19 protein-coding genes and 2 pseudogenes are annotated in these 24,688 nt (G+C 72.6%); 17 read left to right on the forward strand and 4 right to left on the reverse strand.

Annotation, left to right across the window (positions count from 1 at the left end; genetic code table 11):
- Positions 1–8 precede the first annotated feature (8 nt).
- From H305_RS0102395 to H305_RS0102440, 8 genes are all read left to right on the forward strand, one after another.
- Complete coding sequence (locus H305_RS0102395) at positions 9–845, forward strand: carbohydrate ABC transporter permease (protein ID WP_028798997.1); 837 nt, start codon at positions 9–11, stop codon at positions 843–845.
- On the forward strand, positions 845–3,787 hold the full coding sequence (locus tag H305_RS0102400; RefSeq protein WP_051370325.1) for a glycoside hydrolase family 2 TIM barrel-domain containing protein: 2,943 nt from the start codon (positions 845–847) through the stop codon (positions 3,785–3,787). Before H305_RS0102395 ends, H305_RS0102400 begins: the two co-directional genes overlap by 1 nt.
- Positions 3,788–3,995: 208 nt before the next feature.
- Complete coding sequence (locus H305_RS0102410) at positions 3,996–4,841, forward strand: hypothetical protein (protein WP_028798999.1); 846 nt, start codon at positions 3,996–3,998, stop codon at positions 4,839–4,841.
- 12 nt (positions 4,842–4,853) lie between these two features.
- Positions 4,854–5,621 carry an IclR family transcriptional regulator gene (locus tag H305_RS0102415; protein WP_028799000.1) on the forward strand — a complete coding sequence of 256 codons (768 nt, stop codon included), beginning with the start codon at positions 4,854–4,856 and terminating at the stop codon, positions 5,619–5,621.
- 106 nt (positions 5,622–5,727) lie between these two features.
- Entirely contained in the window at positions 5,728–6,969 is a 1,242-nt protein-coding gene (locus H305_RS0102420) for a sensor histidine kinase (RefSeq protein ID WP_028799001.1), read from the forward strand.
- Positions 6,966–7,637: a response regulator gene (locus H305_RS0102425; RefSeq protein ID WP_028799002.1), complete on the forward strand. Its 672-nt coding sequence runs from the start codon at positions 6,966–6,968 to the stop codon at positions 7,635–7,637. The genes H305_RS0102420 and H305_RS0102425 overlap by 4 nt, the downstream gene beginning before the upstream one ends.
- A 51-nt stretch (positions 7,638–7,688) precedes the next feature.
- On the forward strand, positions 7,689–8,066 hold the full coding sequence (locus H305_RS0102435; RefSeq protein WP_199791321.1) for a multicopper oxidase domain-containing protein: 378 nt from the start codon (positions 7,689–7,691) through the stop codon (positions 8,064–8,066).
- Between the two features lie 176 nt (positions 8,067–8,242).
- Entirely contained in the window at positions 8,243–10,405 is a 2,163-nt protein-coding gene (locus H305_RS0102440; RefSeq protein WP_028799004.1) for an MMPL family transporter, read from the forward strand.
- Between the two features lie 55 nt (positions 10,406–10,460).
- Here the strand turns inward: H305_RS0102440 and H305_RS0102445 are convergent, their stop codons facing one another.
- Positions 10,461–11,522, reverse strand: coding sequence for a hypothetical protein (locus tag H305_RS0102445; protein WP_158690465.1), 1,062 nt, complete (start codon positions 11,520–11,522; stop codon positions 10,461–10,463).
- 84 nt (positions 11,523–11,606) lie between these two features.
- Positions 11,607–14,285: an FAD/NAD(P)-binding protein gene (locus H305_RS0102450; RefSeq protein WP_199791322.1), complete on the reverse strand. Its 2,679-nt coding sequence runs from the start codon at positions 14,283–14,285 to the stop codon at positions 11,607–11,609.
- Positions 14,286–14,865: 580 nt separating this feature from the next.
- On the opposite strand from H305_RS0102450, the gene H305_RS55660 reads away from it, so the two are divergent.
- Complete coding sequence (locus H305_RS55660; protein ID WP_267880778.1) at positions 14,866–15,066, forward strand: hypothetical protein; 201 nt, start codon at positions 14,866–14,868, stop codon at positions 15,064–15,066.
- Here H305_RS55660 and H305_RS55665 read toward each other — a convergent pair.
- Positions 15,017–15,187 carry a hypothetical protein gene (locus H305_RS55665; protein ID WP_267880779.1) on the reverse strand — a complete coding sequence of 57 codons (171 nt, stop codon included), beginning with the start codon at positions 15,185–15,187 and terminating at the stop codon, positions 15,017–15,019. The genes H305_RS55660 and H305_RS55665 overlap by 50 nt on opposite strands.
- On the opposite strand from H305_RS55665, the pseudogene H305_RS55670 reads away from it, so the two are divergent.
- From H305_RS55670 to H305_RS0102470, 3 genes and pseudogenes are all read left to right on the forward strand, one after another.
- Positions 15,176–15,220, forward strand: a pseudogene (locus H305_RS55670) (hypothetical protein); the annotation flags it as partial. The gene H305_RS55665 and the pseudogene H305_RS55670 overlap by 12 nt on opposite strands.
- 149 nt (positions 15,221–15,369) lie before the next feature.
- Complete coding sequence (locus H305_RS54345; RefSeq protein ID WP_028799008.1) at positions 15,370–15,552, forward strand: hypothetical protein; 183 nt, start codon at positions 15,370–15,372, stop codon at positions 15,550–15,552.
- 140 nt (positions 15,553–15,692) lie between these two features.
- Complete coding sequence (locus tag H305_RS0102470) at positions 15,693–17,081, forward strand: glycoside hydrolase family 16 protein (protein ID WP_028799009.1); 1,389 nt, start codon at positions 15,693–15,695, stop codon at positions 17,079–17,081.
- Positions 17,082–17,197: 116 nt separating this feature from the next.
- Here H305_RS0102470 and H305_RS0102475 read toward each other — a convergent pair whose 3' ends face one another.
- A complete protein-coding gene (locus tag H305_RS0102475) occupies positions 17,198–18,109 on the reverse strand; it encodes a helix-turn-helix domain-containing protein (RefSeq protein WP_028799010.1) in 912 nt (303 codons plus the stop codon).
- A gap of 156 nt (positions 18,110–18,265) precedes the next feature.
- Between H305_RS0102475 and tkt the strand changes: the two genes are divergently transcribed.
- From tkt to H305_RS0102500, 5 genes and pseudogenes are all read left to right on the forward strand, one after another.
- Positions 18,266–20,365 (forward strand): transketolase, encoded by a 2,100-nt coding sequence (gene tkt / locus H305_RS0102480; protein WP_028799011.1) that lies wholly within the window; start codon positions 18,266–18,268, stop codon positions 20,363–20,365.
- 19 nt (positions 20,366–20,384) lie between these two features.
- Complete coding sequence (gene tal / locus H305_RS0102485; protein ID WP_028799012.1) at positions 20,385–21,530, forward strand: transaldolase; 1,146 nt, start codon at positions 20,385–20,387, stop codon at positions 21,528–21,530.
- On the forward strand, positions 21,527–23,248 hold the full coding sequence (gene zwf / locus H305_RS0102490; protein ID WP_078628833.1) for a glucose-6-phosphate dehydrogenase: 1,722 nt from the start codon (positions 21,527–21,529) through the stop codon (positions 23,246–23,248). The genes tal and zwf overlap by 4 nt, the downstream gene beginning before the upstream one ends.
- Positions 23,245–24,180, forward strand: a complete 936-nt coding sequence (opcA, locus tag H305_RS0102495) for a glucose-6-phosphate dehydrogenase assembly protein OpcA (protein ID WP_028799014.1) — start codon at positions 23,245–23,247, stop codon at positions 24,178–24,180. The genes zwf and opcA overlap by 4 nt, the downstream gene beginning before the upstream one ends.
- Positions 24,173–24,688: pseudogene (locus tag H305_RS0102500) on the forward strand (glucose-6-phosphate isomerase); the annotation flags it as partial. The gene opcA and the pseudogene H305_RS0102500, both read left to right, overlap by 8 nt.

Here is a 24,688-nt window from a genome sequence, read left to right on the forward strand (position 1 = left end):
CCGCCACCATGGCATCCATCAAGGGTTCACGGAAGCGGGGCGTCGCGCTCCATCTGGTCCTGGTCGCCGGCCTGCTGATCTCGGTCTTCCCGTTCTACTGGGCCGTGATCATGTCGACGCACGCCTCGACGGAGATCTTCTCCTACCCGCCGAAGCTGCTGCCGGGCTCGCACTTCGCGGAGAACGTCCGCCACCTCTTCGACAACGTCGACTTCTTCGGGTCGATGGCCAACTCGCTGCTGGTGGCGGGCACGGTGACCGTCCTGGTGCTCTTCTTCGACTCCCTGGCGGCCTTCGTCTTCGCCAAGTTCCGGTTCCCCGGCCGCCGGTTCCTGTTCGCGCTGATGATGGCGATCTTCATGGTGCCGGCGCAGCTCCAGGCGATCCCGCAGTTCGTGATCATGGCGAAGCTGGGCTGGATCGGCTCGATGACCGCGCTGGTCGTGCCGGCCGCCGCCAACGCGTTCGGCATCTTCTGGATGCGCCAGTACATGCGGAGCGCCATCCACGACGAACTGCTCGACGCCTCGAAGCTCGACGGCGCCGGGTTCCTGCGCCAGTACTGGCACGTGGCGCTCCCGGTCGTCCGGCCCGGCCTCGCCTTCCTCGGCATCTTCACCTTCATGGGCCAGTGGAACGACTACGCCTGGCCGCTGATCGCGCTGACCGACCCGCACAACGTGACCCTCCAGGTCGCCCTGTCCCAGCTCAACGGCGTCCACGGCACGACCGACTACGGGATGGTCATGACGGGCGCGCTGCTCGCCCTCCTCCCGCTGCTGGCCCTCTTCGCGATCGGCGCCAAGCAGATCATCGGCGACCTCGGCAAGGGGGCCGTCCGTTGATGCCCGGTCCGACGACCGACGGCGCGCACGCCCTCGATCCCCTGATCGCCCTGCGCCCCTGGGAAGAACCCGAGGTGACCTCGTGGGGGCGGTTGCCGATGAACGCCGTGGACCGGAGGGCGGGTGCCCTGTCGCTCGACGGCGACTGGCGCTTCCAGCTGCTGCCGGCCCCCGGCGCGCCCGACGGCGTGTGGGCCCGGACCGAGGTCCCGGGGGCCTGGACCCTCCAGGACACCGACGACCTGCCGCAGTACACCAACTTCCGGATGCCGTGGGGCGATGTCCCGCCCGCGTCCCCCGCCGCGAACCCGACGGGCGTGTACGAGCGCGAGGTGGACGTGCCCGCCGAGTGGGCCGGCCGCCGGATCGTCCTCCATGTCGGTGCCGCCGAGAGCGTGCTGCTCGTCCATGTGGACGGGCGGCCGGTGGGAATCTCCAAGGACTCGCACCTCGCCGCCGAGTTCGACCTCTCGCGGGTGGTGCGTCCCGGGCGGCGGTCCACCGTGCGGCTCACCGTCGTCAAGTGGTCGGACGCCTCGCACATCGAGGACCAGGACCAGTGGTGGCACGGCGGGATCACCCGCTCCGTCCTGCTGTACGCCACCGACCCGCTGTACCTGGCCGACGTGACGGTGCGGAGCGGGCTCGACGGGGCGCTGCGGGTGGACTGCCAGGTGCGGCACGCGGCCGGCACGCTGCCCGAGGGCTGGTCCGTGTCCGGCGAACTCGACGGCCGGCCCCTCACGCCGGACACCGCCTTCGACCGCGCCAACGCGGAGGATGGCCGCGTCTCCGGCTTCCTCGGCGAGGCGCGCCTCGGCACGGTCGTCCCCGGCGTCCGCCTCTGGAGCGCGGAGACGCCCGAGCTGTACGGCCTGACCGTGCGGCTGCACCGCGCCGACGGCTCGGTCGCCGACTCCACGCACCACCGGGTGGGCTTCCGCGAGGTCGAGGTCCGCGGCCGGGACCTGCTCGTCAACGGCGAGCGGGTCTACATCCGGGGCGTGAACCGGCACGACTTCCACCCGTTGACCGGACGCACCGTGACGTACGCGGAGATGCGCGCGGACCTGGCGGTGCTGAAGCGCTTCGGCTTCAACGCGATCCGCACCGCGCACTACCCGAACGACCCCTCCCTGCTCGACCTCACCGACGAACTCGGCTTCTACGTGGTCGACGAGGCGAACATCGAGGCCCACGACCACGCCCACGAACTCGCCGACGACCCGCGCTGGACGGCCGCCTACGTGGACCGTGTCACGCGCATGGTGCTGCGCGACCGGAACCACCCGAGCGTCGTCGTCTGGTCGCTCGGCAACGAGTCCGACTACGGCGCCAACCACGACGCCGCGGCGGGCCGGCTGCGCCGCCACGACCCGACCCGGCCGGTCCAGTACGAGGGTGCGGCCAAGCAGGGCTGGGCCGACCCCACGGTCGCCTCCGACATCGCGTGCCCCATGTACGCGCCCGTCGAGGAGTGCGTCGCGCACGCGCTGTCGGGCGAGCAGACGAAGCCGCTCATCCAGTGCGAGTACTCCCACGCCATGGGCAACAGCAACGGCACCCTCGCGGACCACTGGGCGGCCATCGAGTCCACCCCGGGGCTTCAGGGCGGTTTCATCTGGGAGTTCTGGGACCACGGCATCCTGCAGCGCGTGCACGACGGACGACCGGCCGGGCGCGGTGGTGCCGGGCAGTACGCCGACGGTGTCGCCGCGCCCGGCCACCGCTGGGCGTACGGCGGCGACTTCGGCGAGGCGATCCACGACGGCGCCTTCATCGCCGACGGGATCGTCTTCCCCGACCGCACGCCGAAACCGGTGATGTACGAGCACCGCGAGATCGCCGCGCCGGTGCGGCTGGAACGCGCGGGCGACGGGCTGCGGATCAGCAACCGCCGGCACTTCCGCGGCCTCGACCGGCTGGCCGCCGAGTGGCGCCTCGCGCTCGCGGACGGCGGCACCCTGACCGCTCCAACCGAGCTGCCCGACGTACCTCCGGGCGGGTCCGCCTCGTTGCCGGTCCCCTTCGACCTGCCCGAGGACGGAGGCGAGGCCTGGCTGACGCTGCGTGTGACCACGGCGGTGGACGAGCCGTGGGCGCCGCGCGGCACCGAGGTGTGCGTGCCGCAGGTCCGGCTGCGCCCTGCCGCCGCGGCGCCGGACGCCGGCGTGGACGGCCCGCCCGTCGAGGTCGACGACGACGGGATGCTCGTCCATCCGCTGCTGGCCGCGGCCCCGGTTCTCTCCCTGTGGCGGGCACCGACCGACAACGACGAACTCGGCGGGGCGGCGGCGCGCTGGCGCGCGTGGGGCCTCGACCGGCTGACACGTGAGGTCGTGTCGGTGCGCCGTGCGGGCCGGGGCGTCACCGTGCTCGCCGAGCACGGCACACCGGCGGGTGTCGTGCGTCATGAGCAGGTGTTCACCCGTGTCCTTGGCGGGGTGCGGGTCGAGGAGTCGGCCGAACTGCCGGGCGGGCTCGACGACGTGGCACGCGTCGGGTCGGTGTTCGAGACCGTCGCGGGGCTCGACGTCCTGGAGTGGTTCGGGCAGGGCCCCTGGGAGTCGTATCCGGACCGCAGCGCGGGCGCGCCCGTGGGCCACCACCGGGCCCGCGTCGACGACCTGTTCACCCCGTATCTGCGGCCCCAGGAGAGCGGCGGGCGGCACGGCGTACGGAACTTCAGGCTGTCGGGGCCGGACGCCACCGGCCTCGCCGTCGCCCTGGACGCACCGCGCCAGGTGTCCGTGACCCGCTTCGGCGCCGGGGACCTGGCCGCCGCCCACCACGACGAGTTGGTGCCGCGGGCGAGCTGCGTCGTGCACATCGACGCCGCGCACCGGGGCCTGGGCACCGCCTCGTGCGGGCCCGACACGTCCGCCGCTTATCTCGTCCGGGCGGGCACGCACCGATGGTCATGGACGCTGCGCATGCTCTGACGCGGCCTCGTCCGTCCCGCGCCGCCCGCGTCGCCCTCCCGCAGGGCCGGCACGGCGGCGTGCGGACCGCCGAACGTGCCCTTCCCGGACCGCCGTTCGTGAACCGCTGACCCGAAGGACCCCCGCCGATGGCCGAGCAGCGGCTGCCCGCCCGGGCCGATCCGTGGTTCTATGCCAACCCGGTGTTCGTCGATGTGGCAGGTGATTGATGAGACGTCAGCTTCTCGCACTGGCATCGCTGTCGGGCGTGGTGGCCGTCGTGGCGGGCACCACGCCCGCCGTGGCCGCCGAACCGCGCTGGACCGAGACCGGCACGGCGTACGTGGGGACGCTCGGCGCCGGGCAGGGGCTCGCGAGCCGCGCCGACGGCTCGCTGCTGCACCGCGGCCTCGCGTCGGTCCCGCTCGCCCTGCGGATCAAGGGCTGGAACCATGTCGGCGACCCGGACATCGCCCAGGGCCACGTGTTCGACGCCTACCAGGGACCGGACACGGCGACGTCCAAGATGTTCGCCGTCACCACCCCGGCCGGGAAGCGCTACGAGTACGTCCACCGGCTCGACCCGGGCGAGCAGCTCAACAACTCCTTCGCCACCGTGTCCCCCGACGGGCAGTGGTTGGTGTCGGGCGAGTGGGGCGACCAGAACCGCCTCCAGGTCTTCCCCGCTCCCCTGCTCAACCCGTCGACCCCGCGCACGGGCGGCGATCTGCCCGAAGTCCCGCAGATCACCCTCGACAAGCCGGCCCGCGACATCCAGGGCTGCGACTTCGTGAACTCCACACGGCTGCTGTGCGCTTCGGACGACGGCTCCCGCACGCTCTTCCCCGAGGACCGGCCGCTGCTCCAGGTGGATCTGGAGCACCCGCTGGACGGCGGGCCGGTCACCGGGCGGGTGAAGAGCCTGTTCGCCCTGCCGCAGCGCAGCCTGTGCACGGGGACGTACGAGGCGGAGGGCGTCGACTACGACACCGCGCGCGGCACGCTGCGCGCCGAGGTCGTCCAGCCCGGTGCGTGTGTCGTCGCCACCACGGTCCACTCGTACGAGCTCAGGTAGCGGGACCTCCTCATGTCCGCTCAGTCCGCGCCCGGCCGTCTGCTCGCCGTGCTCGCCGCCTTCGACCACGAGCACACGGCGCTGTCCCTCACGGCGATCGGCCGCCGGGCCGGACTGACCCTCACCACGGCTCACCGGCTGGTGGGCGCCCTCACGGACTGGGGCGCTCTGGAGCGCGACGAGCACGGGGTGTACCACGTGGGACTGCGTCTGTGGGAGGTCGCGGCGCTCGCCCCGCGCGGCCTCGGGCTCCGGCAGACGGCGTTGCCGTACCTGGAGGACCTGTACGAAGCCACCCACGAGAACGTGCAGTTGGCGGTCCGCGACGGCTCCGAGGTCGTCTACATCGAATGGATCTCGGGGCGCTCCGCGGTCGGCGTCCGCATCCAGGTCGGTGCGCGCTGGCCGCTGCACGCGACCGGTGTGGGGCTCGTGCTGCTCGCGCACGGCGAGCCGGGTCTCCAGAAGGCGTACTGCGAGGGACCGTTGACCTCCTTCACCCCGTACACCGTGACGGACGCAGCCGTGCTCCGCCGTGAGCTGGCCGAAGTGCGCCGCACGGGGGTCGCGGTGAGCAGCCGTCAGGTCACGGCGGACGCCCTGTCGGTGGCGGCCCCGGTGCGCGGCGCGGGCGGCGCGGTCGTGGCGGCCGTCTCGGTCGTGGTGCCCGAAGCCGACGCGCAGGTGCCGGTGTTGGTCCCGGCGGTCCGGCTGGCCGCGCGCGGCATCTCCCGGGCGCTCGGCTGGCAGCCCGAGGCACGCCTGGACGCGAACCGCTGAGCGTGCCGTGCGGGGAGCCGGAGCTCCGGATATCCCTCTCGTCGGTGAGGACTTCGGCATCGCGGGGTCGGAATACTGGGACGGCCCGTGTCCGGAGGAGCCGCGTATGCCCGCCCAGTCCTGGTTCGCCCCCGCCGTCTCCCGATGGCGGTCGGTCCGCTCGCGCCTGCGCACGACGCATCCGTACGTCGTCGACACCGCGCTCGCCGCGCTCGTGCTGTTCGCGGCCTCGCTCCAGTGGATGTTCCCCGACGAGGGCGACGACCGGCTCACCTGGCAGGGCTTCCTGCTGGCGGCCGGCACGGCGGCACCACTGGTCTGGCGGCGCCGCGCGCCCTTCCTGTCCGCCTGCGCGGTGTCGGTGTGCACGCCCGCGATGGCGCTCTACCACGCGCCGCCGCCGAACGTCGCCTACGGCGGACTGGTGATCCTCTACACGGTCGCCACGCTCTGCCCGCCCGCGCAGCGCCGCCTCACGCTGGTGACCTGGCTGGTCGGTGCCTCGCTCACGATGATGGCGAAGGAGCACGCGCAGCCGTTCGAGTACGCGTTCCACCTCACGAGCTTCCTGAGTGCCTACGCGCTGGGCGTCCTCACCCGCGTCCAACGCGCCTACACCGCCGAACTGGAGGACCGGGCCCGTCGTCTCGAACGGGAACGCGCCTCCGACACGGCGCGTGCGACGGCGCAGGAACGCGCACGGATCGCCCGGGACATGCACGACATCCTGGCCCATGCGGTGAGCCTGATGGTCGTCCAGGCCGAGGCCGGTCCGGTGGTGGTGCGCAGCGACCCGGAGCGCGCCGAAGCCGCCTTCGACGCGATCGCCACGAGCGGACGGGACGCAATGACACAGCTCCGGAGGATCCTCGGGGTCCTCAAGGAGGAACCGGCGGACGGGACCTCTGCCCGGGTGCCGCAGCCCGGCACCGCCGCCCTCCCCGAACTGGTCCGCCAGGTCACGGAGTCCACCGGGCTGCGGGTCGACCTGCGCACGACCGGCAGTCCCCGCCCGCTGCATCCGGACACCGAGGTCGCCGCCTACCGCGTGGTGCAGGAGGCGCTCACGAACACCGTGAAGCATGCGTACGCTTCCACGGCGCGGGTCGAACTCGACTGGACGGAGGACGCGTTGACGCTCACGGTGACGGACGACGGGCGGGGGCCGGTGCGTTCCCCGGGCGTACGGGGTCCGGCGGCCCCGGCCGGCGGTCACGGGCTGATCGGCATCAGGGAGCGGGCCGTGGCCTGTGGGGGCAGCGCCGACACCGGCGGCGGGCCCGACGGCGGCTTCCGTGTCGCCGTACGGCTGCCCGCCGCCGGCGACCGGCAGGCGGCCCTGGGGTGAGCATCCGCGTGGTGGTCGCCGACGACCAGGAACTGGTCCGCAGCGGCTTCAGCATGATCCTGGAGGCGCAGCGGGACATCGAGGTGGTGGCGGAGGCCGGGGACGGCGTCGAGGCGGTGGATGCCGTGCGGCTGCACACGCCCGACGTGCTGCTCCTGGACATCCGTATGCCGCGCATGGACGGCCTGGAGGCGGCCCGCCTGGTTTGCGCGGAGTCCGGCTGCAAGGTCGTCATGCTGACCACCTTCGATCTCGACGAGTACGTGTACGAGGCCCTCTACGCGGGGGCGAGCGGCTTCCTGCTCAAGGACGTCCGGCGCGACGACCTCGTCCACGCGGTCCGTGTCGTCGCGGCGGGCGACTCGCTCCTCGCGCCCTCGGTGACGCGTCGTCTCGTCGCCGACATGATCCGGCGGCGCCGCGCCGAGTCCGTCCCCGGGCCGGCGCCGGCCCGGCTTGCCGTGCTCACCGCCCGCGAGGAGGAGACCCTCCGGCTGCTCGCCCGCGGGCTGTCCAACGCGGAGATCGCGACGACGCTGTTCGTGAGCGAACACACCGTCAAGACCCATGTCAGCAACGTGCTGAGCAAGCTGGGGCTGCGGGACCGGGTGCAGGCGGTGATCTGCGCGTACGAGACGGGCCTGGTGACGCCCGGCTCCACCCCGTAGCGCCGCGCCGGCCCCGGCCCCGGCCCCGGCCGGGCCCCCTACCCTGCCGTCGTGGGCGGTGTCGCGCCGGGGTCACCGCTGTCGGGGTGCCTGGATCGTGAGGACGCGGTCGCGCGGGAGGGGGAGTTCGGAGCGGATCCGGGCCCCATCGGCCATACCGACGTCCACGGTCGCCGTCTCCTCCCCGGCGCGGGCCTCGCCGGGGACGGTCCCCCACGGCCCGACGACCACGCTGTGTCCGGCCCGCCGCAGGCCGCCGTGAGAGCCGCAGACCACCTACGGCCCGCAGGACACAGCGACGTCCCGCCCCAGGGAAACACGGTCGTCCGCATCCGGTCCCTCGACCGTCCGGGCAGGACGGTCCTGCACGGTCACGCCCTCGACCACGAGGACGCGGGGACGATGTCGGTGCCGCAGGTCGAGAAGTGACCGCGCGCGGACCGGCCGCGCCCTCCCGCACTCCCTCCCCGGAGTGAGCCGGCGTCCCGTATCCGTCGTACGGGGGAGCCCCCGATACCGCTCCCCCCGGCGATCCGCCGACCCCTCCTCGGGCACGACGCTGAGTGGCGATGTCATTCACCGTACCGACCGCCGGGAGGCGTACCGTGCTCGCCACGATCTCCCGGGCGGCGACCCGCCGCCCACTCACCGTGATCCTCGTCTGGCTCCTCATGCTGCTGGTCGGCTTCGGCCTCGGCACGGGCGTCTTCGGCCGGCTCGTCGACTCGGTGCCCGACGTCCCGGGCACCGAGTCGGACCGGGCCGCCGCGTACCTCGACCGCGTCGACACCAGCGGTGAGTCGATCACCGCCGTCGTCTCCGGCACGACGGTCTCCGATCCGGCGCTGCGCTCCCAGGTGGGCCGTGCCGTCGCCGACCTCCGCACGGTCACGGGGGTCGCCTCCGTGCCCGACCCCTACACCACCCGCGGTCTCACCGCCGAGGACGGCAGGGCCCTGGTCATCCCGGTGACGCTCAAGGGCGACATGAAGTTCAAGGACGAGAAGAGGGCCGTGGACGCGGCGGCCGACCGCATCCGGCAGATCGACGCGCCCGAGGTACACGTCAGCGGCGGCCCGCTGCTCGGGCAGCAGATGGGCGGGCGCGCCCAGGAGGACGTGCAGCGTGCCGAGTTGATCTCCCTGCCGGTCGTCCTCGCGCTGCTGCTCGTCGTCTTCGGCGGGCTGCGGGCCGCCGGGCTGCCCCTGCTGATCGCGGTCAGCGGGGTCGCGGGCGCGTTCCTGGCGCTCTTCCTCTTCAGCCAGGTCACCGACATCTCGGTGTACGCGATCCAGATCACCACCATGCTGGGTCTCGGACTCGCCGTGGACTACGCGCTGTTGATGGTGGTCCGGTTCCGCGAGGAGCGACGGCACACGGACGACGTCCTCGACGCGGTGCACCGCACGGTCGCGGGAGCCGGGCGGACCGTGCTGTTCTCCGGGCTCACGGTGGCCGTCAGCCTTTCCGGCCTCCTGGTGTTCCCCAGCCCGTTCCTGCGCAGCATGGGGCTCGCCGTCGCCGCCGTGGTCGTCGTCGACATGCTCGCCGCGGTCACCCTGCTGCCCGCGCTCCTGGCGCGTTTCGGCGCACGGATCGCACCGGCCGGGAGCAAGGGCAGGGCAGCGGCCGGAAGGGGCGACGCAGCGGCCGCCCCGGAGGGTTCCCCGGCGGGTGGCTCCGCCGAGGAGGGCCGCGTCTTCGCCCGCCTCGCCCGCTTCGCGTCCCGCCGTCCCCTCGCCGTACTGGCCGTCCTCGTCCCGGCCCTGCTCGTCGTGGCCCTTCCCGCGGCCGGGATGAGGATCGGCATCGGAGACGCCAGGCAGCTGCCCGCCGGCACCGAGGCGCGGCAGATGTACGACACGCTGGAGGCGCACTTCCCGCCGGGCACCGGGGTCTCACCGGTCACCGTCCTGGTGCGGCCCGGCGCGGGCCCGGACACGGTGCCCCGCATCCGCGCCCTGTCGGACACGAGCGACGCGCGCGCCCTGCCGGACGGCTCCACCCTGGTGCACCTGCGGCCGGGCGGGAGCGTCGACGGCACGGCGGCGACCGACCTGGTCGAGCGCGTACGGGACGTGCGCGGCAGCGAACCGGTCGAGGTCACGGGCGTCGCGGCCCGGCTCGTCGACTTCCGCTCGATGCTGGCGGAGCGGGCGCCCTGGGCGGCTGCCACGGTGCTCCTCGGCATCTTCGCCCTGCTGTTCGCGTTCACCGGTTCCGTGCTCATCCCGCTGCGGACGATCGTGACCACCCTGCTCAGCCTGGGTGCCGCCCTCGGCGCGGTGGTCTGGGTCTTCCAGGACGGGCATCTGGCCGGGCTGCTGGGCGCCGACGGCCTGGGCTCGCTCAGTCTGACGGCCCCGCCGCTGATCATCGCGATCGCCTTCGGACTCGCCATGGACTACGAGCTGTTCATCCTGGCCCGGATGCGCGAGACATGGCTGCGCACCGGTGACGAGCACGACGCCGTCGTCACCGGTCTACGCCGCTCGGGCCGTGTGGTCAGCTGTGCCGCGCTGCTCCTGGCGATCGTCTTCGGAGCCTTCATGACGGGCGGCTTCTCGCCCATCCTGCAGATCGGTCTCGGGCTGACCCTGGCGGTCCTGATCGACGCCACCGTCGTCCGCATGCTCCTCGTACCGGCCACGATGGCGCTGCTCGGCAAGCGCGCCTGGTGGGCGCCGGCCGCGCTGCGGCGGGCGCACGACCGGTTCGGGGTGAGCGAGGAGGCACCGGCCCCCCGCCCCCAGCTGACGGGCGTCTGAGGACCATCCCCCGCGGGCCCGTCCGGCCGTCTCCCCCCGTACGGCCAAAGGGGCCCTAAGCGAAGCATTCCGTCCCCGCCGTCCTGCGGCGGGTGACGGAATGCTTCGTGAGATGCGCGCGGAACTCGTAGCAGCCGAGGGCCGTATGCATCGAATCCAGCGGGTTGACCGAGGCGTACACGATGACCTCGGAGGGCGAGCGCTCCACGCTGACGGGCACGGCGACCGGTGAGTCGTGCCAGAGCTCCTTCTCCTCGTCCGTCTGCTGCATCGCGAAGGCCCGTCTCAACTCGGCGTCCGGGAGCCTCCCGTCGGCGATCGCGCGGTCGAGCCGGCTGGCGATCGCGGCGGAGCTCGCGTCGAGCAGGGCTCGTTCTTCTTTCTCGGCCTGCTTCTCGCGTTCGCGCTCAAAGCGCCGGCAGTCGTCCATGGTCGACTGCTCGGCGGTCACGGTGTCCGTCTCCCGGCGCGCCCGGAACTCGTAGCAGACCTGCTCGTTCGTGCCCGCGGACAGCAGGACGAGATCGGTCAGTTGACTGTCCGTCACCTTCTGGTCCGCGAGATGGACGCCGTACGTCTGCCAGACCTCCGCCGTCTGGACGGCCATGAAGCCGCCTCGGGCCAGGGCGGCGCGCAGTTCCACCACGACGTCCGCGGCGACCGCAGCGGGACTGCGCGGTGCCGGGGGCGACACCGGCTCCCGGCAGGCCGTGTACGGCAGTTCGTGCACGGAGACGGGCGGCGGCGCGGACGCCGGGACGACATCGAAGCGGTAGCAGCCGCGCGTCGAGCCGGCGAACCAGCCGGACCCCTGCTGCGCGAACCTCGCGGTGACCGTGATCCGCCCGCCCCGCCGCCGGACCTCGGGCATGCCCGCCCTGCCGTTGCCGGTGCCCACCGACCGGTCGATCTCGGTCCCGAGAAGGGCTCCGTCCCCCGCAGCCCGGGACAACCGGTCGCGGGACCGGTCCACGCTCTCCTCCATCGTGTGCCGGGCCCGGTCGTCGGCGCGTCCGGGCGCCGTACTGAGCCGCCAGACCCCGAACAGCACCAGGACCAGCGCCGTCGTCAGCACGGCCAGACAGCCGTTCAGCATGCATCCCCCGCGTCTCGCCATGCCCGCAGACTGCCCGGCCCGTGCTCCCGCGAGGGCCCTCGTGTCCCACACGTGATCGAACAGGGCCCGCCACGAGACGACAGCTCAGCCGGGCAGCGCGGCGAGCAGACGGCGATCGCGCGGCGCCGAGCCGCGGTCGAGGCGGGCGTCCAGGAGCCGCCGGGCGGCGTCACAACGGCCCGCCGCGACAAGGGCGTACAGCAGGGTCTCCTCGACGACCTCGCGCTGTGCCGCGCTGCCGCCGACCCTGCGCAGCGCCGGCAGGAGCGCGTCGAGTCCGCGCACGGCCTCGTGGAACCGCTCCTCGACGAGGGCGGCGAAGGCCTCGCACAGCGGGACGACGACCTCGCGCTGCACCGGGTCCGCGCCCGCGGCGTGGTCACGCAGCCGGCGCAGCGCGGCGAGGTCCCCGGCCGCGGCGAGGGCGACCGCCGCGTGCAGCGCGGTGAAGGCGGTCGCGGGCCGCTCCACGATCTCCCGGCCGACCGTGCCGAGGACGTCCTCGGCGGGCACCCGGCCCCGCCAGCTGTCGCTGAGCCGGGCCCGCCACAGCAGGGAACCCGAGTCGACCAGCGCCCGGATCCCGGTCACCCGGCCCGGGGCGAGCTGCGCGTACCAGCGTCTGCGGACGGCCGCGCTGTCGTCGAGGGCCAGTTCGTGCAGCGCGACGTGCCAGGAGAAGTGTGCCCGGTGGACGGCGCCCCGGCCCTGTCCGGACACCCAGGCGTCGAGCCAGTCGCGGCCCGTCTCGTGGGCGCCGGACTCGTAGTGGACGTGGGCGAGCGCGTGCACGGCGTGCCCGGAGGCGGGTTCGGCGGCCAGGGCCCGGTGGGCCAGTTCGGCGGCCTCGTCGTAGCGGCCCTGACCCTGGCGCAGGAAGGCGAGGAGGGAGGCGGGGAACCAGTGTCCGCCGTAGGCGGGTGCCGTCCGCTCGACCAGGCGCAGCGCGTATCCGTCGTCGAGGTCGTGCAGGCCGGAGAAGGCGATGGTGGGCACGGCGGTGGACAGCGCGAGCGCGTCGGCGGGGTGCGCGTCGAGGTGTCCGAGCAGGGCGCCGGCGCCGTGGTCCGCGTCGTCGCCGTGGATGCGGCGTGTGACGACGTCGACGAAGGAGCGCTCCCGTTCGTCGGCCCGTTCGCGGGCGGACCGCTGGGCGTCGGCCAGTTCCCGCGGCACGTCGACGGCGGCACCGCACTCGTGGCCGAGCAGGGCGAGCGCCGCGTGTCCGAGCGCGAAGCCCGGGTCGAGGGCGACCGCGCGCTCGAAGGCGTCCTCGGCACCGGCCCTGACTCTGACGACCCGGTCGAGTCCGGTGCGGTAGGCGGCGGCGGCCTCGGCGTGGGTGGACAGCGCGAGCCCGTGCGCGTCGACGGGCCGCCGGCGGGCGCCGCGGCGCGGCCGGGGGACGGGGGCGAGGAGCTGCCCGGCCAGCGCGGCCGCCTGGGCGCGGATCTCCGGGACGGCGGTGGTCTCCCACAGCTCCCCGCGGCGTGGGGCGCCGAGGGTGAACAGCGGTCGCTCGGCGCGGCCTTCGGAGTCGAGGAGGCGGCCGTCGCGGGTCGCCACCCCCATGCCGAGCGGGCCGGGGACCGCCGCGCCGGAGTCGAACAGCGAACGCCACAGGGGGTCTTCGGGACGGGGCCCGGGTCCGGTGCAGTCAACGACCCAGCCCACCCGGATCCGCCGGCCGTCGGAGAGCACGACCAGCACGTCTTCGTCCCCGACCACGGCGCCGGTGACCGCGCCGGAGTGCACGCGCAGCCGCCGGGCGGTACGGGCGCGGGCCACCGACTCGGCGGTCACGGGTGCCATCCGGTGACGGTGGGTGTTCCACAGCGCGCCCTCGCGCTCCAGGAACGCGGCACGCTCGTCGGGCGTCAGGCTGCGCCACAGCCGGGCGGTGTGCGGCCGCAGGCTGTCGAGGGCGGGACGCCAGTCGCCCCGGGTGCGCACCGCGCGGCCGATGTGGCGGTAGACGGTCCTGCGCAGCGCGGCCAGCGAGGGCGTGTCGAGGTCGTCCGGCGCGGGCATGGCCGGGGCGGGGCTGAGCGCGTGCGGCTGGGGCAGCAGGCCGTTGCGGGACGCGGCGTGCACGGTACGGCCCGGCCGGTCGAGGCTCAGGGCGAGGTCGACGGCGGTGAGCCCGGTGCCGACCAGCAGGACGTCGGCGCGGTCGGCGAGCGGTCCGTCGAGTGCGCCCGGCGCCCACGGCGACGGCACGAAGCGTGCGCTGCCGCGCAGTGCGGGCGGGACCCGTTCGCCGCCCGCGGGCGCGGGCCCGGTGGCGAGCACGGCGCTGTCGGCCCGCAGCAGGCTCCCGTCGGCGAGGTGCAGCACGACCGCGTCTCCGGGCGCGCCGGTGCAGGCGTCCGCCCGGGTCCGCAGCCGGCGCACGGCGACCGTGCCGTGGGCGCGGACGATCGCCCCGGCCAGGGTGTCGGCCAGATAGGCGCCGTAGCGGTAGCGGGTGGCGAAGTCGGTTCCTCTGACGTCGGGTTCGCCGTGGCGGCACAGCCACCGGGTGAAGTGGCCGGGATCGTCGGGGTAGCAGCTCATGCCGCTCGCGGGCACGTTCAGGCGGTGCCGCGGGTCGGGGGTCGCGTACGCGGTGCCCCGCCCCGCCTCCGGGGCCGGGTCGACCAGCACGAGGTCGACCGGCGACCGCCGGCGGGCGGCCGTCTCGCACAGGTGCACGGCGGTCAGCGCGCCGGCGGCGCCCGCTCCGACGATGGCCACGGTGTGCCGCTTGCGGGCTGGGTTCACGGATACCTCCGGCGGGTTCTGCGGCGGGCTCGGTGTGCGGTTCTCCTTCTTCACCGTCCGGCCGGAAGGGTGTGGGGGAGGCTTCCGGGTCGGGGATCTCAACGGAAACTCAGGGGGCCGGCCGGCTGCTCATACTGTGTTCACCTTCGGGGGTGGCCGGACAACCGGGGTTTCCGGCCGTCTGTTGCCGTGCCTTCACAGGAATCTCAGGGGGCGGCCCTCGGATTCAAAGAATCAACCCAGGTAAGGGGCGCAGGATGCACGTGTCGTGGCGGTGATCGAAGCACCCGGGGAAAACGTGCCGTGAGCGTCGCTCAGACATCGAACCGCCGGGTCGGACGCATGGTCGCGGCGCGGGGTCCTGGCAGCGCTCGGTGCCGCCGTACCGGCCGTCGCGCCGACAGGGTGTGCCGGCGCGGCCGACGCGTCGCAGGAGAGCGGCGGCTCACCGACGACGAAGGCGGGCGGCGGCACCGAGGCCCGGGCGCCGACCGTCACCGTCACCCCGGCCGACGGGACGAGGAAGCCCGCCTTCACCGGCCCGGTCGAGGTCACCGTGGCGGACGGCACGTCGCCGGGCGTGGAGGTCGCCGGGAACGACGGCGGCACGCCGGGCGGATCGTTCGACGACGCCCGAACGAAGGGGACGTCCGACCAAACCCCTTGCTCGGGCACCAAGTACACGGTCGCCGCGGAGGTCCGGGGTGCCGGCACACACACGGCAGGCTTCGTCACCAGGGCGCCGGCGGGACCTTCGTGGGGTCCTTCACCCCCGAGGTGAACTCGACCTGCGGGGTCGGCGTGCCCGTGTCCCCCGACTTCACCCGCGCCGCACGGACCGGGCCGCCGTCGAGCGGGAGTTCACGGTCACGGCCGAGCCCGCGGCCGAGGTGGTCGGCCACCGGTTCGGCGACACCCGGCCCGGCTTCCGGCCCGAGGAGTACCGGGCCGTGGACACGACGGTCACACCGCGCCTGCGCCTGAAGGACGTCGAGGGTGCGGCCGGCCGCATGGCGAGGGACTGGGAGGTTTCATCGGCCTGCACCTTGCCCGCGGGTGCGAACGCGGCGTACAGCCCCCCTCCGTGCCGGGCTACGAGTTCCACGCGAGTTCGACGCTCGGCGACGTGGTCATGGTGCGGAACTCGGGCGAGCGGACGGCGGACCAGGCCAACGGCCCGCGCGGCAGGTACCTGCCGTGGACGGAATGGAAGGAGGGCAGCGCCCTGCGCCGACGGGTCCGGCGAAGTACCCCCTTCACCTCATGAACTCCCTTGCGTGGAAAGGAGTTTCTGGGCTTTACCTCTTGACCGACCGGAGTGACAGAGAGCACATTGGCCGCGCACCTGATCTGAGAGCGCTCTCACAAACACTCGCACACCCCACTCAGTACCCGAAGAGGCCCCCCATGAGAGAAACGCCCGGCAGACCTCGCCCCCTCAGGCGCGTGCTCGTCGCCGTGTTCAGCACACTCGCCCTGGCGGCCGCCGCCGCCACGGCCGCCACCCTCCCCGCGAACGCCTCCGCCCCCACTCCCCCCTCCGGCTGGTCCCAGGTCTTCCTCGACGACTTCAACGGCTCCGCCGGGACCGGCGTCAACACCGCCAACTGGCAGTACGACACCGGCACCAGCTACCCGGGCGGCGCCGCCAACTGGGGCACCGGCGAGGTCGAGACCATGACCTCCAGCACCAGCAACGTCGCTCTCGACGGCAACGGCAATCTGCTGATCACGCCACGGCGCGACGCCTCCGGCAACTGGACCTCGGGCCGGATCGAGACGAACCGCACCGACTTCCAGCCGCCCGCGGGCGGCAGACTGCGCGTCGAGTCACGGATCCAGATGCCGAACGTGACCGGTGCGGCGGCCAAGGGCTACTGGCCCGCGTTCTGGATGCTGGGCGCGCCGTACCGCGGCAACTACCAGAACTGGCCGGGCGTCGGCGAGCTGGACATCATGGAGAACGTCCAGGGGCTCAACACCGAATGGGCGACGATGCACTGCGGCACCAACCCGGGCGGCCCGTGCAACGAGACGTCCGGGATCGGCGGCAACACCCCGTGCACCGGGACGACGTGCCAGGCGGGGTTCCACACCTACGCGATGGAGTGGGACAGGTCGACCAGCCCCGAGGAGATCCGGTTCTACCTCGACGGCGTCAACTTCCACACGGTGCGGGCGAACCAGGTCGACGCGACGACCTGGGCGAACGCCACCAACCACGGCTACTTCGTGATCCTGAACGTCGCCATGGGCGGCGGCTTCCCGGCGGCCTTCGGCGGCGGACCCGACAGCGGCACGGAGCCCGGCCACCCCATGGTCGTGGACTACGTCCAGGTGCTCCAGTCCAGTGGGAGCGGTACCACGCCTCCTCCGACCGGCAACCGTGACGCCTACGCGGCCATCCAGGCCGAGTCCTACGACAGCCAGTCGGGCACCATCACCGAGAGCACCACGGACACCGGGGGCGGGCAGAACATCGGCGCGCTGGCGAACGGCGACTGGGCGCTCTACAAGGGCGTCGACTTCGGTTCCTCCGCCGCGCACCAGTTCTACGGCCGGGTGTCGAGCGGCGCGGCCGGCGGGGTGAGCGGTCTGGTCGAGGTGCGCCTCGACAGCCGTACGAGCGCACCGATCGGCAGCTTCGCGCTGGCCAACACGGGCGGCTGGCAGTCCTGGAGGACGGTGCCCGCGAACATCGGTGCCGTCACGGGCACCCACGACGTCTATCTGACCTTCACCAGCGGCCAGCCGGCCGACTTCGTGAACGTCAACTGGTTCGACTTCGGTCACTGACGCACGACGGCCCTCCGGGGACCGACCACACGGTCGTTCGGTGTCCGGCGCACCACGGCATCCGTCGCCGGCGGATGCCCGGCTCGGGGAGGGGCGGGCCGTGCGGCCCGCCCCTCTCAGCGCAGTTCGGCCCGGAAGGCCACCGGTGTCGTCCCGGTGTGCTGATGGAAGAACTTGGAGAAGTTGGCGGAGTCGGGGAAGCCCACGGCGACGCCGATGCGGCCGATGGGCATCTCCGTGTGCGCGAGGAGACGCTTGGCCTCCAGGATCACGCGCTTGTCGATGAACCCCTTGGGCGTCTCGCCGGTGGCGGCGCGCACCGCGCGGACGAGGGTGCGGCGCGAATAACCGAGGGCGTCGGCGTACGCGCTGACGCTGTGAACGGTGGCGAACCTCTTCTCGACCGCGTCGCGGAAACGGGTGAAGGTGGTGTCGGTCTGCTCTCGGGCCGCCTCGGCGGAGCTCGCGGCGAGATGGGCGAGACGCAGCAGGAACGCGGTGAGGGAGTGCCGGAGCACCGAGGTGTGCAGGCTGAGCGGAAGGGTGGTCGTGTCGACGTACTCGCGTTCCAGCTGGGCCAGCGCGTGCTTCAGGGCGGCCAGCTGGGCGGCGTCGGGGTGCAGCAGCGGAGGCAGGTCGTAGCGGTAGAGACCAGTGGCCTCGACGATCGCCCGCGGCAGGAAGCCGGGCTGCATGGTCAGGACGGTGCCGCGGTAGCGGTCCGTCGAGGAGAAACGGTGCACCTGGCCGGGCCGGATCCACAGGACGTCGCCCGCGACGGCCTCGTACTCGGCGAAGTCGACCATGTGCCGGACGGCGCCGGAGTCGAAGAGCATCACGACGTGGAAGTCGATGCGGTGCACGCGCTCCAGCGGCGCGTCCACGTGCCAGGTGCGTCCCGGCCCCATCGAGCCGATCTGCATTCCGACGCCGGAAAGGCTCAGGTCGACCGGGAAGGGGAAGGTCTTGATCCCGTCCCGGGACCCGTCGGCGCCCCCGGCAGCGCCTTGGGTGGTTCTGTCTGGCATGTCCTTCTCGCGACGGCTCGGTGCGGTTCTGTGCGGCCCTGCGTGTCCCACTTTCACCGAAGGCTGACACACGGGCACCTTCCCCAGCAAAAGTCAGACTTTTAGGTTTGAACGCGTCCGGGCACTTACGACGCTTCGATCGAGGATTTCTTGAAGATGAGCACGCAGCAGAGCACCCCGACACCTGACGGCTCCACGGACGGTCCGGAGTGGACCGAGCTCGACCGGCGTGCCGTCGACACCGCACGTCTCCTGGCCGCCGACGCCGTCCAGCAGGCCGGGAACGGTCACCCGGGCACCGCCATGGCGCTCGCCCCGGCCGCGTACACGCTCTTTCAAAAGGTGATGCGACACGACCCCGCGGACCCCGAGTGGACCGGCCGCGACCGCTTCGTCCTCTCCCCCGGCCACACCTCGCTGACCCTGTACACCCAGCTCTTCCTCTCGGGCTACGAACTCGAACTGGACGACCTGAAGGCGTTCCGCACGCACGGTTCGAAGACCCCGGGGCACCCCGAGTACGGACACACCGCCGGTGTGGAGACGACGACCGGACCGCTCGGCCAGGGTGTCGCGAACGCCGTGGGCATGGCGATGGCCGCCCGCTACGAGCGCGGCCTGTTCGACCCGGAGGCCCCCGCGGGCGAGTCCCCCTTCGACCACACCGTCTGGGCGATCGTCTCCGACGGCGACCTGGAGGAGGGCGTCTCCGCCGAGGCCTCCTCCCTCGCGGGCCACCAGAAGCTCGGCAACCTCGTCTTCGTCTACGACGACAACCACATCTCCATCGAGGGCGACACCGCGACCGCGTTCTCCGAGGACGTCCTGAAGCGGTACGAGGCCTACGGCTGGCACGTCCAGCGGATCGAGCCGTCCGCCGACGGCGACGTCGACGTGCACGCGCTGTACGCGGCGCTCAGGGCGGCGCAGGCCGAGACCGGGCGCCCCTCGATCATCGCGATGCGCACGATCATCGCCTGGCCCGCCCCGAACGCGCAGAACACCGAGGCCTCCCACGGCTCGGCGCTCGGCGCCGAGGAGATCGCCGCCACCAAGCGGCTCCTGGGCTTCGACCCGGAGCAGACCTTCCAGGTCGAGCCGGAGGTGCTGGCGCACGCCCGCACCGCGCTGGACCGGGGAGCCGAAGCACACGCGGCCTGGGACAAGCGGATCGCCGAGTGGCGCACGGCCTCCCCGGAGCGCGCGAAGCTGTTCGACCGGATCGTGGCCGGCCAGCTCCCCGAGGGCTGGGAGGCACACCTTCCCGTCTTCGAGGAGGGCACGTCCGTGGCGACCCGTGCCGCCTCCGGCAAGGTCCTCCAGGCGCTCGGCGCCGTCATCCCCGAGCTGTGGGGCGGCTCCGCCGACCTGGCCGGCTCCAACAACACGACCATCGACAGGACGTCGTCGTTCCTGCCGGCGGACAACCCTCTGCCGGAGGCCGACCCGTACGGCCGTACGGTCCACTTCGGCATCCGCGAGTTCTCCATGGCCGCGGAGATGAACGGGATCGCCCTGCACGGCAACACCCGCGTCTACGGCGGCACCTTCCTGGTCTTCTCCGACTACATGCGCAACGCCGTCCGCATGTCGGCCCTGATGCAGCTGCCGGTGACGTACGTGTGGACGCACGACTCCATCGGCCTCGGTGAGGACGGCCCCACCCACCAGCCGGTCGAGCACCTCGCCTCGCTGCGCGCCATCCCGGGCCTGAACATCGTCCGTCCCGCGGACGCCAACGAGACCGCCGTGGCCTGGGCCGAGATCCTCAAGCGGCATGCCACGAACCCGGCGCCGCACGGCCTGGCGCTCACCCGTCAGGGTGTACCGACCTACCCCGTCAACCCGGACGCGGCGCGCGGCGGTTACGTGCTCGCCGACTCCTCCACCGAAACGCCCGACGTCGTCCTCGTCGCCACCGGCTCCGAGGTCGCGCCGGCCGTCGAGGCACGGCAGCTGCTGGAGGCCGAGGGCGTCGGCACCCGTGTCGTGTCGATGCCGTCGGTCGAGTGGTTCGAGGAGCAGCCCGCAGAGTACCGGGAGCAGGTGCTTCCGCCGTCGGTGAAGGCCCGCGTGGCGGTCGAGGCGGGCATCGGTCTGACCTGGTACCGGTACGTCGGTGATGCCGGACGCATCGTCTCGCTGGAGCACTTCGGTGCCTCCGCCGACGCCAGGACCCTGTTCACCGAGTTCGGCTTCACGGCCGAGAACGTCGCCGCCGCCGCGCGGGAATCCCTTGCCGCCCTCCGCGGTTGATCCGTTCGCACGAAGGAAGATGATCACTGTGACCGAAGCAACCGCGACCGCGGCAACCCTCGAGCGCCTCTCCGGCGAAGGCGTCTCCATCTGGCTGGACGACCTCTCGCGCAAGCGCATCGCGTCCGGCAACCTCGCCGAACTCATCGCGTCCAGGCACGTGGTGGGTGTCACGACCAACCCGTCCATCTTCCAGGCCGCCATCGGCTCCGGAGAGGGATACGAGGAGCAGCTGGCCGACCTCGCCGAGCGCGGCGTGACGGTCGACGAGGCCGTCCGCATGATGACGACCGCCGACGTGCGCGCCGCGGCCGACGTGCTGCGCCCGGTGTACGACGCGACCGGCGGCCGGGACGGCCGGGTCTCGATCGAGGTCGACCCCCGGCTGGCCCACCGCACCGCCGCGACGATCGCCGAGGCCAAGCAGCTCGCCTGGCTGGTCGACCGCCCGAACGTGATGATCAAGATCCCGGCGACGAAGGCGGGCCTCCCCGCCATCACCGAGGTCATCGGCCTCGGCATCAGCGTCAACGTCACGCTGATCTTCTCGCTGGAGCGCTACCGCGAGGTGATGGACGCCTACATCGCCGGTCTGGAGAAGGCCCGCGAGCGGGGTCTGGACCTGTCGGAGATCCACTCCGTGGCGTCCTTCTTCGTCTCCCGCGTCGACAGCGAGATCGACAAGCGGCTGGCGAAGGTCGGCACGGACGAGGCGCTCGCGCTCAAGGGCAGGGCGGCGCTCGCCAACGCGCGGCTCGCCTACGAGGCGTACGAGGAGGTCTTCGGCGGTGCCCGCTGGACCGCGCTCGCCCCGTCCGGCGCCCACAAGCAGCGCCCCCTGTGGGCCTCGACGGGCGTCAAGGACCCCGCGTACAAGGCCACGCTGTACGTCGACGAGCTGGTCGCGCCGGGCACGGTCAACACCATGCCGGAGGCGACACTGGACGCCACCGCCGCCCACGGCGACATCCGCGGCGACACGGTGACCGGCGGCTACGCCCAGGCCCGGGCCGACCTCGCGGCCGTCGAGAGGCTCGGGATCTCCTACGACGAGGTCGTGGGGCAGCTGGAGGACGAGGGCGTCTCGAAGTTCGAGGCGGCCTGGGAGGACCTGCTCGAAGCGGTGACAAAGTCGCTGCGCGGCAAGGGAGTTGAAGGGGAATGACCAGGAGTCGACAGCGTGCCGAGGACAGGACGGCGGATGCGGCCGCCGCGCCGGAGGGATCCGTTGACCAGACCGTGGAACCGGGTGACGTGACGACGGCACAGGCAGGCCCGGCCGCGGAGCCGGGCACGGCCGCCGCGGGCACGGGCGACGCGGCGCACCAGGACGTCGCCGAGGCGCTCGGTCTCGCGGGCGCCGACTGGGACAACCCGCTGCGCGACCCGCGCGACCGCCGTCTCCCGCGCATCGCGGGACCGTCCGGACTGGTCATCTTCGGCGTCACCGGCGACCTGTCCCGCAAGAAGCTGATGCCGGCCGTCTACGACCTCGCCAACCGCGGGCTGCTGCCGCCGGGCTTCTCGCTCGTCGGCTTCGCCCGCCGCGAGTGGGCGGACCAGGACTTCGCGCAGGTCGTCCACGACTCGGTGCGCGAACACGCGCGCACCGAGTTCCGCGAAGAGGTCTGGCAGCAGCTCGCCGAGGGCATGCGGTTCATCCCGGGCGACTTCGACGACGACACCGCGTTCAAGCAACTGCGCTCCGCCGTCGACGAGTTGGACGCCTCACGGGGCACCAGCGGCAATTACGCCTTCTACCTGTCCGTGCCGCCGAAGTTCTTCCCGAAGGTCGTCCAGCAGCTCAAGAAGCACGGGCTCGCGGACGCGCCGGAGGGTTCCTGGCGGCGCGCGGTCATCGAGAAGCCCTTCGGTCACGACCTGGCGAGCGCGCGCGAGCTGAACAAGATCGTGCACGAGGTGTTCGACCCGGACCAGGTGTTCCGCATCGACCACTACCTCGGCAAGGAGACCGTCCAGAACATCCTGGCGCTCCGCTTCGCGAACCAGATGTACGAGCCGATCTGGAACCGGTCGTACGTCGACCACGTCCAGATCACGATGGCCGAGGACATCGGTATCGGGGGCCGTGCGGGCTACTACGACGGCATCGGCTCCGCCCGTGACGTCATCCAGAACCATCTGCTCCAGCTGATGGCGCTGACCGCCATGGAGGAGCCCGCCGCCTTCGACGCCGAGTCGCTGCTCACCGAGAAGCTCAAGGTCCTCAAGGCCGTGAAGCTGCCGGAGAACCTGGGCGAGCACACCGTGCGCGGCCAGTACGCGGCGAGCTGGCAGGGCGGCGAGAAGGTGCGCGGCTACCTCCAGGAGGACGGCATCGACCCCGCGTCGACGACCGACACCTACGCGGCCGTCAAGCTCGAGGTCGACAACCGCCGTTGGGCGGGCGTCCCCTTCTACCTGCGCACCGGCAAGCGTCTGGGCCGCCGGGTCACCGAGATCGCGGTGGTCTTCCAGCGCGCCCCGCACTCCCCCTTCGACTCCACCGCCACCGAGGAACTCGGCGCGAACGCGATCGTCATCCGGGTCCAGCCCGACGAGGGCATGACCGTGCGCTTCGGTTCCAAGGTGCCGGGTACGTCGATGGAGATCCGGGACGTCACCATGGACTTCGCGTACGGCGAGTCGTTCACCGAGTCCAGCCCGGAGGCGTACGAACGGCTGATCCTGGATGTCCTGCTCGGCGACGCCAATCTCTTCCCCCGTCACCAGGAGGTGGAAGAGTCCTGGAAGATCCTCGACCCGATCGAGGGGTACTGGGACGAGCACGGCAAGCCCGCGCAGTACCCCTCGGGAAGCTGGGGACCCGAGGAAGCCGACGAGATGCTCGCACGAGACGGACGGAGCTGGCGCAGGCCATGAAGATCGATCTGACCGACACCACGGCAAGCAAGATCAACAAGGCGCTCGTGCAGGGGCGCCGGGCCATCGGCACCCCCGCCGTGGGCATGGTCCTGACGATGGTCATCGTGACCGACGAGGAGAACGCCTACGACTCGATCAAGGCGGCCGAGGAGGCCTCGCGCGAGCACCCCTCGCGCACCCTGGTCGTCATCAAGCGCGTCGCCCGCACACCGCGCGACCGGACCAACTCACGGCTGGACGCGGAGGTGCGCGTCGGCTCGGACGCGGGCACCGGGGAGACGGTCGTCCTGCGGACGTACGGCGAGGTGTCCGACCACGCCGACTCCGTGGTCCTGCCGCTGCTGCTGCCCGACGCGCCCGTCGTCGTCTGGTGGCCGGTGGACGCGCCCGAAGTCCCCGCCAAGGACCCGCTGGGCGCGCTCGCCCAGCGCCGGATCACCGACATGTACGCCGTCGAGGCCCCGCTCCAGGCCCTGGAGGCCCGCGCCGCCTCGTACGCGCCCGGTGACACCGACCTCGCCTGGACCCGGCTGACGCCCTGGCGGTCCATGCTGGCCGCCGCGCTCGACCAGGCCCGCACCAAGGTGATCTCGGCGGCCGTCGAGAGCGAGGCGGAGAACCCGAGCGCCGAACTGCTGTCCCGCTGGCTGGAGGCGCGCCTCGACGTCCCCGTCGAACGCGTCGTCACCGCGGGGCCCGTGGTCACCGCCGTACGGCTGGGCACCGAGAACGGCGAGATCGTCATCGACCGCCCCGAGGGCCCGCTGGCCACGCTCACCCTGCCGGGCCAGCCCTCGCGCACCCTCGCGCTGAAGGTGCGCTCCACCGCTCAGCTGATCGCGGAGGAGCTGCGCCGCCTCGACGCGGACGAGATGTACGCCGTCGCCCTGCGGGGCGAGGGCACCAAGGAGACCTCCCGTCATGTCTGACCACCCCAAGCTCACCCGGCGCCCCGAGTGGGTGGCCCTGGAGGACCATCGCGCGGGCGCTCTGCTGCACCCGCGGCTGCGAGAGCTGTTCGCCGCCGACCCCGGTCGCGCGGAACGGTACGTCGTGCAGGTCGGCGATCTGCGCATCGACTACTCCAAGCACCTCGTCACCGACGAGACCCTGGCCCTGCTCCAGGAACTCGCCACCGCGACGGACGTGTTCGGGCTGCGGGACGCCATGTTCCGGGGCGAGAAGATCAACGTGACGGAGGGGCGGGCGGTGCTGCACACCGCGCTGCGTGCCCCGCGGGACGCGGTCGTCGAGGTCGACGGTGAGAACGTGGTGCCCGCCGTGCACGCGGTCCTGGACAAGATGGCCGGCTTCGCCGAGCGGGTCCGTTCGGGCGAATGGACCGGTCACACCGGCAAGCGCATCAAGAACGTGGTGAACATCGGCATCGGCGGCTCCGACCTGGGCCCCGCGATGGCCTACGAGGCGCTGCGCTCG

The organism is Streptomyces sp. 142MFCol3.1 (assembly GCF_000424945.1).
Lineage (GTDB): Bacteria > Actinomycetota > Actinomycetes > Streptomycetales > Streptomycetaceae > Streptomyces > Streptomyces siamensis.

What these genes read in the sequence shown, in the direction of transcription:
- H305_RS0102395 (WP_028798997.1), top strand. Translation starts at nt 9, where the DNA reads ATGGCATCCATCAAGGGTTCACGGAAGCGGGGCGTCGCGCTCCATCTG.
- H305_RS0102400 (WP_051370325.1), top strand. Translation starts at nt 845, where the DNA reads ATGCCCGGTCCGACGACCGACGGCGCGCACGCCCTCGATCCCCTGATC.
- H305_RS0102410 (WP_028798999.1), top strand. Translation starts at nt 3,996, where the DNA reads ATGAGACGTCAGCTTCTCGCACTGGCATCGCTGTCGGGCGTGGTGGCC.
- H305_RS0102415 (WP_028799000.1), top strand. Translation starts at nt 4,854, where the DNA reads ATGTCCGCTCAGTCCGCGCCCGGCCGTCTGCTCGCCGTGCTCGCCGCC.
- H305_RS0102420 (WP_028799001.1), top strand. Translation starts at nt 5,728, where the DNA reads ATGCCCGCCCAGTCCTGGTTCGCCCCCGCCGTCTCCCGATGGCGGTCG.
- H305_RS0102445 (WP_158690465.1), bottom strand. Translation starts at nt 11,522, where the DNA reads ATGGCGAGACGCGGGGGATGCATGCTGAACGGCTGTCTGGCCGTGCTG.
- H305_RS0102470 (WP_028799009.1), top strand. Translation starts at nt 15,693, where the DNA reads ATGAGAGAAACGCCCGGCAGACCTCGCCCCCTCAGGCGCGTGCTCGTC.
- H305_RS0102475 (WP_028799010.1), bottom strand. Translation starts at nt 18,109, where the DNA reads ATGCCAGACAGAACCACCCAAGGCGCTGCCGGGGGCGCCGACGGGTCC.
- tkt (WP_028799011.1), top strand. Translation starts at nt 18,266, where the DNA reads ATGAGCACGCAGCAGAGCACCCCGACACCTGACGGCTCCACGGACGGT.
- tal (WP_028799012.1), top strand. Translation starts at nt 20,385, where the DNA reads ATGATCACTGTGACCGAAGCAACCGCGACCGCGGCAACCCTCGAGCGC.
- zwf (WP_078628833.1), top strand. Translation starts at nt 21,527, where the DNA reads ATGACCAGGAGTCGACAGCGTGCCGAGGACAGGACGGCGGATGCGGCC.
- opcA (WP_028799014.1), top strand. Translation starts at nt 23,245, where the DNA reads ATGAAGATCGATCTGACCGACACCACGGCAAGCAAGATCAACAAGGCG.